At 45.9% G+C, this 13,819-nt stretch carries 17 protein-coding genes; 4 read left to right on the forward strand and 13 right to left on the reverse strand.

Annotated features, from left to right (window positions below; translation table 11 throughout):
* Positions 1-6: 6 nt before the first annotated feature.
* Positions 7-432: a DMT family transporter gene (locus tag NQ095_RS12740; protein WP_258263849.1), complete on the reverse strand. Its 426-nt coding sequence runs from the start codon at positions 430-432 to the stop codon at positions 7-9.
* A 214-nt stretch (positions 433-646) separates the two neighbouring features.
* On the opposite strand from NQ095_RS12740, the gene NQ095_RS12745 reads away from it, so the two are divergent.
* A complete protein-coding gene (locus NQ095_RS12745) occupies positions 647-1,222 on the forward strand; it encodes a type 1 glutamine amidotransferase family protein (RefSeq protein ID WP_258263850.1) in 576 nt (191 codons plus the stop codon).
* An 88-nt stretch (positions 1,223-1,310) separates the two neighbouring features.
* Here NQ095_RS12745 and NQ095_RS12750 read toward each other — a convergent pair whose 3' ends face one another.
* The 4 genes from NQ095_RS12750 to NQ095_RS12765 form a co-directional block, all read right to left on the reverse strand.
* Complete coding sequence (locus NQ095_RS12750; RefSeq protein WP_258263851.1) at positions 1,311-1,853, reverse strand: DUF3231 family protein; 543 nt, start codon at positions 1,851-1,853, stop codon at positions 1,311-1,313.
* 214 nt (positions 1,854-2,067) lie between these two features.
* Positions 2,068-2,688 (reverse strand): TetR/AcrR family transcriptional regulator, encoded by a 621-nt coding sequence (locus NQ095_RS12755; RefSeq protein WP_258263852.1) that lies wholly within the window; start codon positions 2,686-2,688, stop codon positions 2,068-2,070.
* The gene (locus NQ095_RS12760; protein ID WP_258263853.1) at positions 2,642-3,901 is read right to left on the reverse strand and encodes an MFS transporter; all 1,260 of its coding nucleotides are present in this window, start codon (positions 3,899-3,901) and stop codon (positions 2,642-2,644) included. The genes NQ095_RS12755 and NQ095_RS12760 overlap by 47 nt, the downstream gene beginning before the upstream one ends.
* Before the next feature lie 218 nt (positions 3,902-4,119).
* Positions 4,120-4,581, reverse strand: a complete 462-nt coding sequence (locus NQ095_RS12765) for a hypothetical protein (RefSeq protein ID WP_258263854.1) — start codon at positions 4,579-4,581, stop codon at positions 4,120-4,122.
* A 136-nt stretch (positions 4,582-4,717) separates the two neighbouring features.
* Between NQ095_RS12765 and ahpC the strand changes: the two genes are divergently transcribed.
* Positions 4,718-5,281 (forward strand): alkyl hydroperoxide reductase subunit C, encoded by a 564-nt coding sequence (ahpC, locus tag NQ095_RS12770; RefSeq protein WP_258264048.1) that lies wholly within the window; start codon positions 4,718-4,720, stop codon positions 5,279-5,281.
* Between the two features lie 12 nt (positions 5,282-5,293).
* Complete coding sequence (gene ahpF / locus NQ095_RS12775; protein WP_258263856.1) at positions 5,294-6,820, forward strand: alkyl hydroperoxide reductase subunit F; 1,527 nt, start codon at positions 5,294-5,296, stop codon at positions 6,818-6,820.
* A gap of 142 nt (positions 6,821-6,962) precedes the next feature.
* On the opposite strand, the gene NQ095_RS12780 is transcribed toward ahpF, so the two are convergent.
* The 6 genes from NQ095_RS12780 to NQ095_RS12805 form a co-directional block, all read right to left on the reverse strand.
* Positions 6,963-7,820 carry a protein phosphatase 2C domain-containing protein gene (locus tag NQ095_RS12780; RefSeq protein WP_258263857.1) on the reverse strand — a complete coding sequence of 286 codons (858 nt, stop codon included), beginning with the start codon at positions 7,818-7,820 and terminating at the stop codon, positions 6,963-6,965.
* A 141-nt stretch (positions 7,821-7,961) separates the two neighbouring features.
* The gene (locus NQ095_RS12785) at positions 7,962-8,642 is read right to left on the reverse strand and encodes a Dph6-related ATP pyrophosphatase (RefSeq protein ID WP_258263858.1); all 681 of its coding nucleotides are present in this window, start codon (positions 8,640-8,642) and stop codon (positions 7,962-7,964) included.
* A gap of 142 nt (positions 8,643-8,784) precedes the next feature.
* Positions 8,785-9,237, reverse strand: a complete 453-nt coding sequence (locus NQ095_RS12790) for a helix-turn-helix domain-containing protein (protein WP_258263859.1) — start codon at positions 9,235-9,237, stop codon at positions 8,785-8,787.
* A gap of 171 nt (positions 9,238-9,408) precedes the next feature.
* Positions 9,409-9,801, reverse strand: a complete 393-nt coding sequence (locus NQ095_RS12795) for a DUF5412 domain-containing protein (RefSeq protein ID WP_258263860.1) — start codon at positions 9,799-9,801, stop codon at positions 9,409-9,411.
* A 125-nt stretch (positions 9,802-9,926) separates the two neighbouring features.
* The gene (locus NQ095_RS12800; RefSeq protein ID WP_258263861.1) at positions 9,927-10,322 is read right to left on the reverse strand and encodes a nuclear transport factor 2 family protein; all 396 of its coding nucleotides are present in this window, start codon (positions 10,320-10,322) and stop codon (positions 9,927-9,929) included.
* 85 nt (positions 10,323-10,407) lie between these two features.
* Positions 10,408-11,298 (reverse strand): DUF6843 domain-containing protein, encoded by an 891-nt coding sequence (locus tag NQ095_RS12805; RefSeq protein WP_258263862.1) that lies wholly within the window; start codon positions 11,296-11,298, stop codon positions 10,408-10,410.
* A gap of 652 nt (positions 11,299-11,950) precedes the next feature.
* On the opposite strand from NQ095_RS12805, the gene NQ095_RS12810 reads away from it, so the two are divergent.
* Positions 11,951-12,220 (forward strand): DUF3243 domain-containing protein, encoded by a 270-nt coding sequence (locus tag NQ095_RS12810; protein WP_061809084.1) that lies wholly within the window; start codon positions 11,951-11,953, stop codon positions 12,218-12,220.
* Between the two features lie 53 nt (positions 12,221-12,273).
* Here NQ095_RS12810 and NQ095_RS12815 read toward each other — a convergent pair whose 3' ends face one another.
* Together NQ095_RS12815 and NQ095_RS12820 are read right to left on the reverse strand one after the other, a co-directional pair.
* Positions 12,274-13,041, reverse strand: a complete 768-nt coding sequence (locus NQ095_RS12815; RefSeq protein ID WP_258263863.1) for a PAS domain S-box protein — start codon at positions 13,039-13,041, stop codon at positions 12,274-12,276.
* Between the two features lie 199 nt (positions 13,042-13,240).
* On the reverse strand, positions 13,241-13,789 hold the full coding sequence (locus NQ095_RS12820; protein WP_258263864.1) for a CBO0543 family protein: 549 nt from the start codon (positions 13,787-13,789) through the stop codon (positions 13,241-13,243).
* Between the last annotated feature and the right edge of the window lie 30 nt (positions 13,790-13,819).

Consider the following 13,819-nt stretch of genomic DNA (forward strand, 5'->3'; position numbering starts at 1 on the left):
TCCTTTCTACAGTTGAAACAGAATGACTCCTGCTAGCATCATCGTGAGTCCGACCACCTGCCGCCTTGTAACCGGGATTTTCTTTTCACCGAACCAACCTTTCGATTCTATGAGGAAGGCCGTTCCGATCTGTGCCACAAGCAGGATGGCAATCGCCGCTGCCGGTCCGATGGTATGGATCGCCGTCAATTCCGAGAACACGACGATCACCCCGAAGGTGCCTCCGATCAAATATAGAAACGGCACCTGCCTGAAGCTCTTCCCTTTTCCATCCCTCGTTTTCATATATATCGTCATCGAAATCGCAAACGCCACCAGGTGGACCATCGATGTCGTATGCCATCCGCCGATCGCGTCACTCATCCGAGCATTGAAGATTCCCTGCATTGTGATGCAAAGACCCCCGAAGAGGGCAAAAATAGCACCTTTCATCGTTCATCCTCCTATTCTTTGTTCTATTAAATAGGAGGTTGTGATTTTGTGAAAGGACATATGTCCTAAGGTTGTGCTGATGGGGGCTTGGGTATGCGTTTTCAAGTGTTATTCCTGGCCTCGGAAGTGAAATCTCCATACTATCAGTAATTTTAACGAAAAACCCGAAACCTTCAACACCCATATGGTAAAATGTAACAAGGAGGGGATGCATATGAAAAAAGTGTTGGTATTTTTGACAGATGGGTTTGCCGATTGGGAAGCAAGTTATGTGACGGCGGAGTTGAATAAGTCGTGGACAGATTATCAGGTTCAGACGGTTGCGATCGATAAGGACCCCAAGGTTTCCATGGGAGGACTGACGGTACTTCCGGATTACAGCATGGACGACCTTCCAGAAACGTTCAGCATGTTGATCATGCCCGGCGGAACAACCTGGCGTGAAGAGAAGAATCAGCAGGCTAAGAAGCTTGTGAAAGACTGTTTTGAAAAAAACATCACAGTCGCCGCCATTTGTGATGCCACGACATTCCTCGGGATGCACGGATTCCTTGATCACCATAAGCATACAGGAAATTCGCTTCCTTTTTTAAAGGAAGGGGCACCGGATTACCGCGGCGAGGAGCACTACATAAATCAACAATCGGTGCGAGACGAAGGACTGATTACGGCAAACGGAACAGGGGCAATCGAGTTTGCAAAAAACATTTTAGAAGAATTGAAGATATACGAAGGGGAAGATCTTCAAGAGTGGTATGAATTATTTAAGATAGGTTCTGTCCGCGCTTAGACTGTAAAAGAAGAGAAACAGGCTCAAGTCCTGTTTCTCTTCTCTTTTTTGGCGGGATATAAAACGTTTATCATACACAAAAGAAACTTCACGGTGAGCCAGGGGGATTATACTTAGGCGGAACCCGGAGCCAGCCCCTTGATATCATCAAATTCTTTAACGGCGCAGCGAATTTCATCAAGTTGATTTGAATGGAAAAGAACATCAGTCCGACATCGGTCCGAACGGTCTTTGACATTGCCTGTGCGCAATAGGTGATGGACGCTGCCACTTTGGCTGAGATGAGATTGGCGATCTCATCATCCGTCAGCTTGACCCCTTCCGGCACGGCGCCTTGCTCTGACAGTGGTTTTCTAGGATTGACCAGGGGCAGAGGCACTCCTTCTTTTAAAAGGAACTTCTCTATCTTTTTCGTGTCCAGCATGCTTCCGTTCAAGGCGGTCTCCAGAACATGTTGCAGATCTTTGTCCGTCGTGGTGTTCAGTCCTACTTGATAAAGGGCGTGGGCTTCGTGAAATGCCGTGAATGCGGTCCAAAGATCCATCACTTCACCGACATGGAGAGGCGGCTTCGGCGCTTCATCTACAAAATTCTTTATGATAGCGGAAATCGCTTCGAATGCATTGGTCATCCTGTAACCTCCTGATGCTTGTTGCCATTATTATTGGCTATACATTCAGATTGGATACATGTTTAATTGGCAAGAAAAAACAGACCGACGACCGGCCTGCTTGAAGGTTAAGGCATATTCTAAAGCGAATTCCGCTTCCTATGGGGTCTCCGTATCCGTTCTCAACGAAAAGGAATGATATCAGCGACCCCACATTTCACACTGCATATCTCCTCTACTCCTCCACACCCAATCCCCATCTAACATAACCCATCAACCACTCCGTCTGCTCCTTCAACTGAATCGTCTCAGAGTCCAGAATCGCATGGTCCATCGCCATCCCATCGATATGGGAGATGATTGCCTTGGCAATGACTTCAGGTTCAAACCTAGGGGAAAACTCCCCTGCCTTGACTCCTTCTTCGATGATGTTGACGGTCATTTGATACGCCTGAAGGAATCGTTTCCTGGCGTGTTCCTTCCTTCTTTCATCGTTGCGTCCCGTAATGAAATATTCAAGCTTGGAAGGTGCCAGGGCATCCATGCCATTGGTTGCCTGCTTACTTTTCCCGAGGAAACTCATGAGCAGGACATCCCAATAAGAACCCTGCTGCTTCCTCATCTCCTGAATAGATCCTTCGACAGCCTCCATCAGCTCATCTTCAATCAAGGCTTCAAAGAGATCTTCTTTATTTTCAAAATATTGATATAGTCCTCCCCTGCTTACACCGGCCCGTTCCATGACGTGCTTCATGGTCGTATTTTCATAGCCGTGCTCGCTGAAGACTTCCCGTGCTGCTTTCAATAAGTTAGAGCGGCGTTGCTCCTTGTGTTCCTGGCTGACTTTCGGTGACATCTGGCTCCTCCTCTACTTTATTCTTAACTGCGATTGAAATGATGAATAAGACGATCAATAATGAACTCGTTACGATAAAGGAAGGGATGATCCCAATGACCGTGGCCAGGGCTCCCCCCGCCAACGGCCCGATGATCGTCGCCGTCGTTGTCGTACTGTTGACGACCCCGAAGACCCTTCCTGTCATGTGAACCGGTGTTTTTTCCTGGGTCGCTGCCTGGAAAGGAATGAAGACGAATCCGGCCGAGGCACCTGCGATCAGTCCAAGTAGTGGTACCCAGATGATCGACAAACTCAGGTCATAATGAGTGAGGATCGCCATCGGACCGAAGCCTGCGCCAATTCCCAGCACTCCAAAACACATATAAACGAATGCATTGTAATCGGTTTTCTTAGAAAGGTAAATCCCCGTAAGCAGCATCCCGATACCGGCGCTCGTTACCAAATAACCGAACAGGTCTGGCGATACATCCGACAGTTCCCTCAGCAGGACGATTAGCTGAGAATCCGATAGTTGGAGTATCAATAAACTGACACCAAGTAAAAACAATCCATATAATAAGAAACTACTTTTCTTAATGAACGTGAATCCGACCTTGATTTCTTCCTTGAATGAAGGTCCGTCCCTCTTCTCTACTTCAACTTCCTTGACGGCTTTCGGCAGGAAGAAAATGAGGATCGCCGATAGGATGAACGTAGCAGAGTCCAGATAAAAGACGTTGTACGTTCCGATCAGGGAAACGAGGATCCCGCTCACGAGGGGCCCGATGACCTTCGTGCCTGAATCGATGGTGGATGAAAGGGACATGGCCCCCTTAATGTTCTCATCTGCCACAAGCTCCTTCAGCTTTCCATTTTTCGCCGGAATGAACACCGAGGAGAAGATTCCCGTCAGGAACAAACACCCGTACACCATCCACACATTCGTCGCCACGGTCAGGAGCAGAATCAGCACACCCCTCACCACATCGGAAAAGACCATCAGCGTCTTCCGCTCCATCCGGTCGGCAATCGTTCCCGTGATTGGACCGAGTAATGCCATCGGCAGTGCGAGACTCAAGATGATCAGCGACATCTGCATCGGTGTTGCTTCCCATTTTAACCCAACCAGCGTAATGATTGCCACAATGCTCAACCAATCACCGAGCCCTGAAATCGCCTGCGCCGTCATCAACGTAATGAACGGTTTGTTTTTCCGTAAAGAATTCCCCATTTGAATCGCCCCTTTTTAAAATGACACTTGTGTCGTTTTGTTACTTCTAGTATATCGACACGAATGTCATTTTGCAACCGGATTATTAATTTTTTTAAATAGGTATACTTACCTTATAATAAAAAGGGGTCTGCATATGCCTAAATCGTTAAATCTTGATATGTTGATAGGGGAAATGGGATCGCAGTTTTGGGGGGAATTATCTACACCAAATAGCCTCAATCCACCAGCAGTGATCCATAATAATACCCAGCATCCTGCAGCGCAGCCTCCATATCAATATAATTTGTCAATGCAAAATAAAGCCCAAGACCGGCCAAACAGGTAATAACCATCCCGACTGACCTAGGAAGATGTTTTCTTTTTTTATAAGTAATCATTGTTGTAATACAGACAATAACAAAATATCCGGCCGATATAATCAGCGTGAAACGGTGACCTGCTACTTCATTCACAGCTTCCCGAAAACTCTCCAGTGTTTCTTCGTTCTCATTGCTTTCCTGGAACGTCCTCTTATGGTTCTCATGACCAATTTCCCACGTTATCGCACGACCTTCAGTAATTAATTTATAATGGAAACCACCTGCACTTCTATCTTGCATCACCGCAGATGTCTCAGCATTTACCTGTATAGGAAACAGAGCGAGCAAGAGCACCAATATCATTGCATTTTTGAACATAAAATCCCCCTTTCCTAAAACAGAAGCTTTTCCCTTGACAAAAAAACGCATTTATATAATAATGAATATCGAATTAGAATTATTACAATCTGTTAATGATTCTCAATCAACCACATACTTAGGAGGAATTTACACTATGTCATTAATCGGTTCACAAGTCGTACCATTTAAAGCAGAAGCATTCAAAGACGGTGAGTTCATCACTGTTACAGACGAAAGCCTGAAAGGTCAATGGAGCATTTTCTGCTTCTACCCTGCAGACTTCACATTTGTATGCCCGACAGAACTTGAAGACCTTCAAAATAACTACGATACACTTAAAGAGCTTGGCGTAGAAGTATATTCTGTTTCTACGGACACGCACTTTACACATAAAGGCTGGCACGACAGCTCTGAAAAAATCGGTAAAATCAAATACGCCATGATCGGTGACCCGTCACAACGCATCACTCGCGGATTCGATGTATTAAATGAAGAAGATGGTCTTGCTGACCGCGGAACATTCATCATCAATCCGGATGGCGTCATCCAGGCAGTTGAAATCAACGCTGGCGGAATCGGCCGTGACGCAGATATTCTAGTAAGCAAAATCAAGGCGGCACAATATGTGCGCAACAACCCAGGCGAAGTTTGCCCGGCTAAATGGCAGGAAGGTTCTGAAACACTTAAGCCAAGCCTTGACTTAGTTGGTAAATTATAAGGAGTGCTGAACATGCTCGAAGCAGATATTAAAGCACAATTAGAACAATACCTGCAGATGATGGAAGGCGACATCGTCCTGAAAGTCAGTGCAGGTGACGATGACACGTCGAAGGAGATGCTCGCTCTTGTAGAGGAGCTCTCTTCCATGTCATCCCGCATCTCAGTGGAAAAAGCAGAACTGACAAGAACACCAAGCTTCAGCGTGAATCGTCCTGGTGAGGAGACCGGTATTACTTTTGCCGGGATCCCTCTTGGACATGAATTCACTTCCCTGGTTCTTGCCCTCCTTCAAGTGAGCGGCAGAGCGCCAAAAGTGGATCAAAGCGTCATTGACCAGATCAAGAGCGTCAAAGGTGAACACCACTTCGAGACGTATGTCAGCCTAAGCTGTCACAACTGTCCTGATGTCGTACAGGCACTGAACATCATGAGTGTCCTGAACCCGAACATCACACACACCATGATCGACGGAGCTGCCTTCAAGGAAGAAGTGGAACGCAAGAACGTCATGGCTGTTCCCGCTGTTTATCTGAATGCAGAATTCTTCAACGGTGGCCGCACGACTCTCGAAGAAATTCTTTCAAAAATCGTGGAAGGTCCCGGTGCGGATGAGCTTTCAGATAAAGACCCGTATGACGTCCTTGTCGTCGGTGGCGGACCTGCTGGATCCAGTGCGGCGATCTACGCTGCCCGTAAAGGGATCCGAACAGGAATCGTCGCTGAACGCTTCGGAGGTCAGGTGCTTGATACGATGAGCATCGAGAACTTCATCAGCGTGAAGCAAACGGAAGGTCCGAAGCTTGTGGCGAGTCTTGAAGAGCACGTGAAGGATTACGGCATTGAAGTCTTGAACCTTCAACGCGCAAAACGCCTCGAGAAGAAAGATCTTGTGGAGCTAGAGCTTGAAAACGGCGCAGTCCTGAAGAGTAAAAGCCTGATCATCTCGACAGGTGCACGCTGGCGCAATATCAACGTTCCTGGTGAACAGGAGTTCAAAAACAAAGGAGTGGCATACTGCCCTCACTGTGACGGACCACTGTTCGAAGGCAAAGATGTCGCTGTCATCGGCGGAGGAAACTCCGGTATCGAAGCAGCCATCGACCTCGCAGGAATCGTCAAGCATGTCACGGTACTTGAGTTCAACTCTGAACTAAAAGCCGACGACGTGCTGCAGAAACGTCTTTTCAGCCTGCCGAACGTGACCGTGATCACCAACGCACAAACGCAAGAGATCACAGGTACCGATAAGGTGAACGGAATTACCTATAAGGACCGTGAAACTCTTGAAGAGAATCATGTCGAACTACAGGGTGTATTCGTCCAAATCGGTCTAGTTCCAAACACAGACTGGCTCGGCGACCTTGTCGAACGTACGAAATTCGGTGAAATCATCGTGGACAAACATGGTGCCACCAACGTCCCTGGCGTATTCGCCGCAGGTGACTGCACAGACAACGCCTACAACCAAATCATCATCTCAATGGGATCAGGAGCCACCGCCTCACTCGGCGCATTTGACTACCTGATTCGGAACTAAAGAGATTAAGAGGTCCGTTCCTTTTTGAGGGACGGACCTCTTTTTGTCTTGAATTGTGATTCCTTTGAACGAGTTTAGAGGTCCGTCCCTCTAACTTCCCTCAGCCATGTGGCATATCCTCGAATGGAGGTCCGTCCCTCTCTCAAGTTTCTTCCCAAAAGCTCAATACAATGCCAGCTTTGTCGTCGCTCTTTTTGAATCGTGGGTAGGTGATGCATTCGGGGTCTGATTCTTCAAGGTCGATCAGGTCGGCAGCATATTCCCCTATACCTTTTTCAAGAATACTGCACGCTATGAATTCCCAATACGATTCTCCCTCTGGTATCGATTCCGCCGGAAGGAATAGTCCGTCGGTCAAGAGGATCAGATGCGTCAGCCCGACTTTGTTGATCTTGCCGTATTCGAAATACCCGACCGCTTCAGCCTCCCCGTTCAGGACTCCATATCCCCCTTCCGCATTACTCAGCTGCCTGTTCGCAATCAGTTGCTCCTTCACATGGGGCATGATTTCATCCCTCGTCCTGAACCCCCGTCGGATGCACTCCCTCCACAGTTCAACCGCCGTCTCTTCCAGATGTTCTACCTGCAGCCTCGTCAAGGGACGGACCTCGCCGCTCTCATAGACGGCAAGGATCATACAATCCCCGGTCTGGATGAACTCGATCCCGTTATCCTGAACGCGGACTGCTGCAACGGCCGTCCCCCACAGCTCCTCTTTCCGATTACTGTCGATTTGGTATTCTGTCATTTTCATATGTAAATGTTCATTGATCCGAGTCAATGCCCCATAAAGTGACTGTTCCCCCGAATCTATTGCTTCCAATGCATCCTTCACCGCATGGGAAGCGATGTAGCCTCCTGTCAGATTCCCATTTGAGGCGAACGGAACGAGGGAAGATACCCCGTCGGCGACGCCGAATAGGGACTGTTGCTCATTGAAGATCAATGCATCTTCGTTAAGAGGTCCGTCCCCTTTTATGGTGATGTGGTGTAGTTTCATGTGAACACGTCCTTACTAGAAATATACTTTTTGGTGAAAAGGGCTCTCAGGAGACACTTATCAGCGATATTTTCAATATATCAGCGAAACTCCCTTTATATCAGCGAATCTAGGAATATATCAGCGATTCCCATGTCCGACTCACTTCGGAACAACATCCCGAAACAAAAAGCGGTCCCGACCCGTCACCGCGTCTGCAGTCACTCTTTCCTCCCCAAGCTCGTACCGGAGCGGAAACCCAAAGTTCGGACCTTCAAATACAAACGTATGGAATTCCCCATTCTCCCCGCAGATATCGCAGTTCTCTGGATAATCATTTAGAAAATCCTCGTCATATACTTTCCCCGCAAACGAACGGTCCAGCTGATCCATGTCGATACAGGTGAGCACAGTTTTGAATCCACGATCGATAAATTCACGACCCAGTTCTCCAACATCCCGACCCCACAACGGAAAAATCGGTGTAATACCTGTCCCTTCAAGCATCTTCTCCCGATACGCCCGTACATCCTCCAGGTGAATATCCCCGAAGACCATATGCGTAACCTCGTCCTCCAGCATTCCGGAGACCGCTTTCCCCATCCGATCCTGATACACTTCATTCGGGCAATCCTGGGGTATCCATACCTCACGCAGCGGAATCCCGAGAGATTTCGACTGCCGTTTCAACATCTCATACCGGACTCCGTGAATCGATACCCGGTCGAAGCCTTCCGTCAGTGTCACGAGTAGTGAATCCACCTCGTACTCAGGATTTTGCTGTATTTTATATAATGCCAGAGTGGAATCCTTTCCACCGCTGAATGCTATGACTGTTTTCATGTTGGCCTCCTTGTTTCCCCAATGAATTTTCTCACTATTCATTATTCCAAACCTGGACGTGGAACTCAAACTTCTTGGCGTAAAAAAAAGAGGCTATTATGCCCCTTTTAGTTGATGATCTTATTATTAATATGAATCTCCCCTACTCCTCCCTATACTTATCCTTAACCACACCAGAACCGAATCCCCCTCCAAGCATAAGAATCAGTGGGCCGAAATTCCACAAAAATGAACCGCCATATAAAGTCGCATCCATCGGGGTGAAGTGATTCACCCCCAGGACGATCAATTTGATGACAAGTAATATGAAACCTATTAAAAACAACACGTCGAACATAAATTTAACCCTCGGATAAGCAAGTTGCTTACTGTCTTGAATGACCTTCTCCGTCAACTCTTCATCACTCCTCAATAATTCATCGATCGTAACGCCGAACAAGTCGCTCAATCGGATAATGATTTCGATACTCGGATAATTCTGACCGTTCTCCCATTTCGAAACCGATTGTCTGCTGACAAACAATTGCTCTGCCAATTCACCCTGGGACCACCCTTTATTGGTTCTCTCCCTCTTTAACTTCTCACCGAAGACCATTCCATCAGTCACCTTTCGTTGTTGATAGTTTCATTGTTGCCCATCATCTTTCAAACGTAAAGAACGGGATCGTTGCACAAACCCGCAACCCCACGTTGACATGGGGAAACCCCTGTTATATCAATGATTTCGATATCATTTTTCACAGGGAAAAAGTGGCCCAGATCATCTTCATTGATGCCGGAAATCAAATTCTTCACCAGGAACGTTCAGCGTTACTCCATTGATCACGACCGTATCCTTATCCGTCCACGAAATCTCGGCCGTCTCTTCCCGATAGTTCCAATAAATATTTTTCGTCTTGTTCTCTTTTTCGTTATCAACCAATTCTCCTCTAACCCCATAGGAAGTCGTTGCTCCCCCATTCGTGACATATGCCCGCATCGTGTATTTCCCATCAGGAGATGCTTCTTCTGTCAGAAACTCACCTTCCGGCAGCCTGTTCATATCATAAAATGCCCAATAGACTGCATAGATCCCAAATCCAATCACACAAACAGCAAAGAGACCCAAAACAGTAAAGACTACTTTCTTTTCAGTTTCAACACCGCGATTTGACCCCATCTTATGTACTCCTTATAAACCATTATTCTTTCATTTATCCATTTCTCTCAGAAAAAAACATTGAGGGACGGACCTCAAATCTCCCCATTCCCCAACTCTCAGAGACCGATTTTGAGGTCCGTCCCTCAAGAACCTCCCCCAACACCAGTCTCAATATAACTCCTTACTAATTTCCAACCTTCTTCTCGTTTCTTAAAGGTGTTGAAGAACATGTTTCCGGTGTCCATCGGTCCTCCGTCCAGTATGATGGTGGCAAAGAGGATGGCCATCGTTTCATCCTCTTTCAGAGGAATGACCGACACTTCACGGATTTCCCATTCTGCCTGTTGCTCTTTCACGTAGGCAAATCCCTGTTTCCAGCCTTCTACCGACTCCTCATATCCGAATGCCTCGATTTCTACATCCCTGACTTCCCTCCCTTGGTAGTCAGCGGAAATGAATGTCTCTAATTCTGTGAGTGATGAATTCTCCCATGCTAGTAAAAATGCATCGAGAGCTGATCTAAATGGTCGATTTTCCATGGTAAACCTCCTAAACTTCATCTCTACCAATTATTTCAAATACTCAATGCAAACTCAATCCCCTAAAAAAAGAAGCCCGACTCATTCAGTCAAGCTTCCCCTGCTCTTCGTAGTATTTTCCGATTTCCCTTCCCTGGGCTGAGTATCGTTCATTTCCATGCAGTGTAAAGTCTTCGCCGCAGACAGAATTCGTCACCTGGAATTCATCATACATCATCTCTTCCCCGTCAGAACGAGTAACGTTCCCTCCTCCGCTATGGTAAATGCAATCCTCTTCCATCCGAACCCGGTTCCCTTCTTCATCTACATAGAAATATTGATTTTGACTAATCTGAAGGACTTGATCCTTTGTGGCCGTCCTGTAAGTTCCGTATCGTTCGATATCCGTCCTCATGAGTGTAGGCAGACTTTCTATCTCGACAGGAACGACAGCAAACCCGCCCTCTTTTTCAAGGGCTGGCCGACCCGTAACGCCATAGAAAACGACAATCGTCCCCTCATATCCTTTTGGGATGAGGTACTTAGACTTTATTCCTTCTTCTCTGTCATTACCGGGTATCCAATTTACAGCTACAATCACGATAGCTAAAACAATCACGACGCTTCCTAATTTCAGATAAAACCGCTTGTTATCAAAATCGACACCATACTCATGCTTCCTTTTCAACCATTCATCTATGAAGAAAAAGATCACCGCACAGATGACAGCGAACCATGCAAACCCCTCGATCACTAAGTATGTAAGACCGCCAAATAAAGCATGGACAAATCCTGCGGTCATCAACCGCCCTTTCCACATCTTTTTCGTCAGCCAATCAGACAGCAGGGACACAGGGATTCCATACGCAACGTTTCCGGCCAACGCATAGATCAGAACAATCGGAAAGATCCAGAGCCCTCCGTCCGTTATGCTTATGACCATCATGAACGTTGAAAGGATCAGGGAGGTATAAAGTGCCGCTTTGAATTTAGTCACCGTGTCGACCTCCATAAAGATATTGTGAATTATTTCACAATAAAACTTTACCATATAATGTGATTTTTCTCAATCATCAACTATAGTAGCTTTTTATTCCCCTTCACCATCAACAACAGTACGCATCCATGAACGAAGGAAACCAGTAAAAGCGTCACGTAGGGAGACATTCCATCCCAGGCATCCAGGATATATGATTTTTCAGAGACTGAGATGATAACGCATCCAACCACGACCATAAAAAAGACCTGATAGAGCGCACTCGGATACAGTCTGCTTTTAAAAAAAACCCCTTCATGACGCCATCCCCTGATGAAAAGACCGTTTACAATTAGGGATAAAAAACCGGCCATTAGGATGGTTTTCCACGAAATTGTATTGCTGAGGATGTCAGTAAAATTGAATATACAAATACACATAAGCAGTGCACCCACCAAAGAATAAAGAACCTTCTTCAATTCGACTCACCCACTTCCCGCTAATATTTAGTGTAATTTTACACCAAAAGAAGAACTTTTCCAATATTTTCTTGAAGTGGGACTCCAATATGCTCTCACCTGTTTAACCTCTTTTTAAAAGGGAAACACACTACTACAACCAACAAAAGGAGGAATTCATTATCGCACACGATCCTAAACAAGCAGCGGCAAAAATGAATGAAGACAAAAAGGAAGATATTCTGCAGCATTTCGATTCGTTCAAGGATTATTTGGGTAATCAGGTTCAGAAGGGTGAAAAGCTGGGTCTCGGAGAGGAAGCTCTTTCGAAGGGGGCTAAGCGCGTGGCCGATTATTTAGCCGAGCATGAGGAACCACGTAACCGTGAGCAGAAGGTGCTGAATGAAATGTGGCATGTCGCCAATAAGGAAGAGCGTGAGCATATGGCTCATGTGTTAGTGAAACTTGCAGATCAAACCAATTAAGGAACACAGTTCCGAGCCCCCAATGGAGTAATCGTTGGGGGCTTTTCCTATGATTAATTCTGTTCTTGTAAGATCATGCCTATTTGCGCCAAGGCCTCTTTCACGGTAGCCACTGTTGGAATCGTGGATAAATCGATTCCCACCTCGATCGCTTCAACGGCTAATTCCGGTCTTACTCCTGATATGATGGAACGTACACCGAGCAGAGATAAAACGTTGGTAATCTTGAAAAGATAATCGATAACCATGCGATCAAGGGTATACACACCGGAGAAATCAATGATTAAGCGATTGATGTTTTGTTCCTTTACTTTACCAGGGATTAATTCCAGGAGGGTCATGACTTTCTCTTGACCTATTTTCCCTCTCAGTGGAAGCACGGCCACATCATCCATTAACGGAACAAGGGTCGCTGATAATTCATTGATTTCCTCGTTCATGTCATGCTGATTCTTTTCCACTTCTCTCCGTTTAGAGATATCCCAGACATACGTTTGAATGGCCTTGGTACTCCCGATTTTCACAGGATGACAATACAACTCGGCCTCTACACTCGTCCCATCCATGCGGTAAACCGTTTCTTCAATGACGTCTGCAGGCTCTCCATACGCAGATTGAATTCTCTGGCTGATACCGTCCTTTGAGCTTTCTTGGAAAATATCGAGGGGATTCGCACCGACCATGATTTCTTTGGTGCTCCTGAAAAACTCTTCCGCAGCACGGTTTATGAACAGGACCTTATAGTCGGTGTGAATAATGAGTGGATCCCGTGAATATTCCATAACTTCTAAATAATCTACTTCTGCAATCGAAACATTCACATTATCACTCCTTTTCTTCTTACGATACAGATTGTTTTACTAGATAGCAAGGTTGATGGTATTGGTTTCCAATAATTTAAAAATCAGAAAAAAAGCCAACAGTACCTGTCAGCTTATGTACACCGTTCATTCCATTATTGATCGTATTCACCCGGTTATCAAGATCACGCTGAACTTAAGTGGTGATCCCCGCTTCCATTTATTGCTCCCTTTCCTTTCTAAACACATACTCTACAATTCCTCTTATCACATAAGACAAAAGAAAATAGATGACAAATGACCACCACAATTTCCAGTGATATATTTTGTATATTTGTAACCATTCAAATACCATTTCACTTATAAAAGAGGATCCAGCCGAGAGAATGATGGTTGCATAAAAGAATGCTTTTCCTTTAGGAAAGTATTTATATAGGAGCATGTAAGTGACCGGGATCAAGGCATAGTCAAATAAGTATGCTTTCGGAAGAACCGGGATTAGTTGTCCAGGGTACCCCCACAATCCAAGGTCGAAACCGAGACCGTCCAGATTTGCCGAGAAGATGATCCATACCAGTCCCAGGAATAGCAGTTTAGGCTTATTCGTTTCCTTTCTCGTTAAACGGATAAATACCACCCAGGTCAGGATAAAAAGAGTGAGAATACACCACCAGCGAGGAGACAGAAAACAATACTCCAGCCAGTAGTCGATATTTTCCCGTGTCACTTCCAGAGCCTTTTCTCTTATTTGATCATATCGTTCTTGCATATACTATCCCCTTTTAAAAAACGCCCTCAT

It is taken from the genome of Rossellomorea sp. SC111 (assembly GCF_024733565.1).
Lineage (GTDB): Bacteria > Bacillota > Bacilli > Bacillales > Bacillaceae_B > Rossellomorea.

Coding starts and splice junctions, on each gene's coding strand:
- NQ095_RS12740 (WP_258263849.1), bottom strand. CDS start 432: ATGAAAGGTGCTATTTTTGCCCTCTTCGGGGGTCTTTGCATCACAATG.
- NQ095_RS12745 (WP_258263850.1), top strand. CDS start 647: ATGAAAAAAGTGTTGGTATTTTTGACAGATGGGTTTGCCGATTGGGAA.
- NQ095_RS12750 (WP_258263851.1), bottom strand. CDS start 1,853: ATGACCAATGCATTCGAAGCGATTTCCGCTATCATAAAGAATTTTGTA.
- NQ095_RS12755 (WP_258263852.1), bottom strand. CDS start 2,688: ATGTCACCGAAAGTCAGCCAGGAACACAAGGAGCAACGCCGCTCTAAC.
- NQ095_RS12760 (WP_258263853.1), bottom strand. CDS start 3,901: ATGGGGAATTCTTTACGGAAAAACAAACCGTTCATTACGTTGATGACG.
- NQ095_RS12765 (WP_258263854.1), bottom strand. CDS start 4,581: ATGTTCAAAAATGCAATGATATTGGTGCTCTTGCTCGCTCTGTTTCCT.
- ahpC (WP_258264048.1), top strand. CDS start 4,718: ATGTCATTAATCGGTTCACAAGTCGTACCATTTAAAGCAGAAGCATTC.
- ahpF (WP_258263856.1), top strand. CDS start 5,294: ATGCTCGAAGCAGATATTAAAGCACAATTAGAACAATACCTGCAGATG.
- NQ095_RS12780 (WP_258263857.1), bottom strand. CDS start 7,820: ATGAAACTACACCACATCACCATAAAAGGGGACGGACCTCTTAACGAA.
- NQ095_RS12785 (WP_258263858.1), bottom strand. CDS start 8,642: ATGAAAACAGTCATAGCATTCAGCGGTGGAAAGGATTCCACTCTGGCA.
- NQ095_RS12790 (WP_258263859.1), bottom strand. CDS start 9,237: ATGGTCTTCGGTGAGAAGTTAAAGAGGGAGAGAACCAATAAAGGGTGG.
- NQ095_RS12795 (WP_258263860.1), bottom strand. CDS start 9,801: ATGGGGTCAAATCGCGGTGTTGAAACTGAAAAGAAAGTAGTCTTTACT.
- NQ095_RS12800 (WP_258263861.1), bottom strand. CDS start 10,322: ATGGAAAATCGACCATTTAGATCAGCTCTCGATGCATTTTTACTAGCA.
- NQ095_RS12810 (WP_061809084.1), top strand. CDS start 11,951: ATGAATGAAGACAAAAAGGAAGATATTCTGCAGCATTTCGATTCGTTC.
- NQ095_RS12820 (WP_258263864.1), bottom strand. CDS start 13,789: ATGCAAGAACGATATGATCAAATAAGAGAAAAGGCTCTGGAAGTGACA.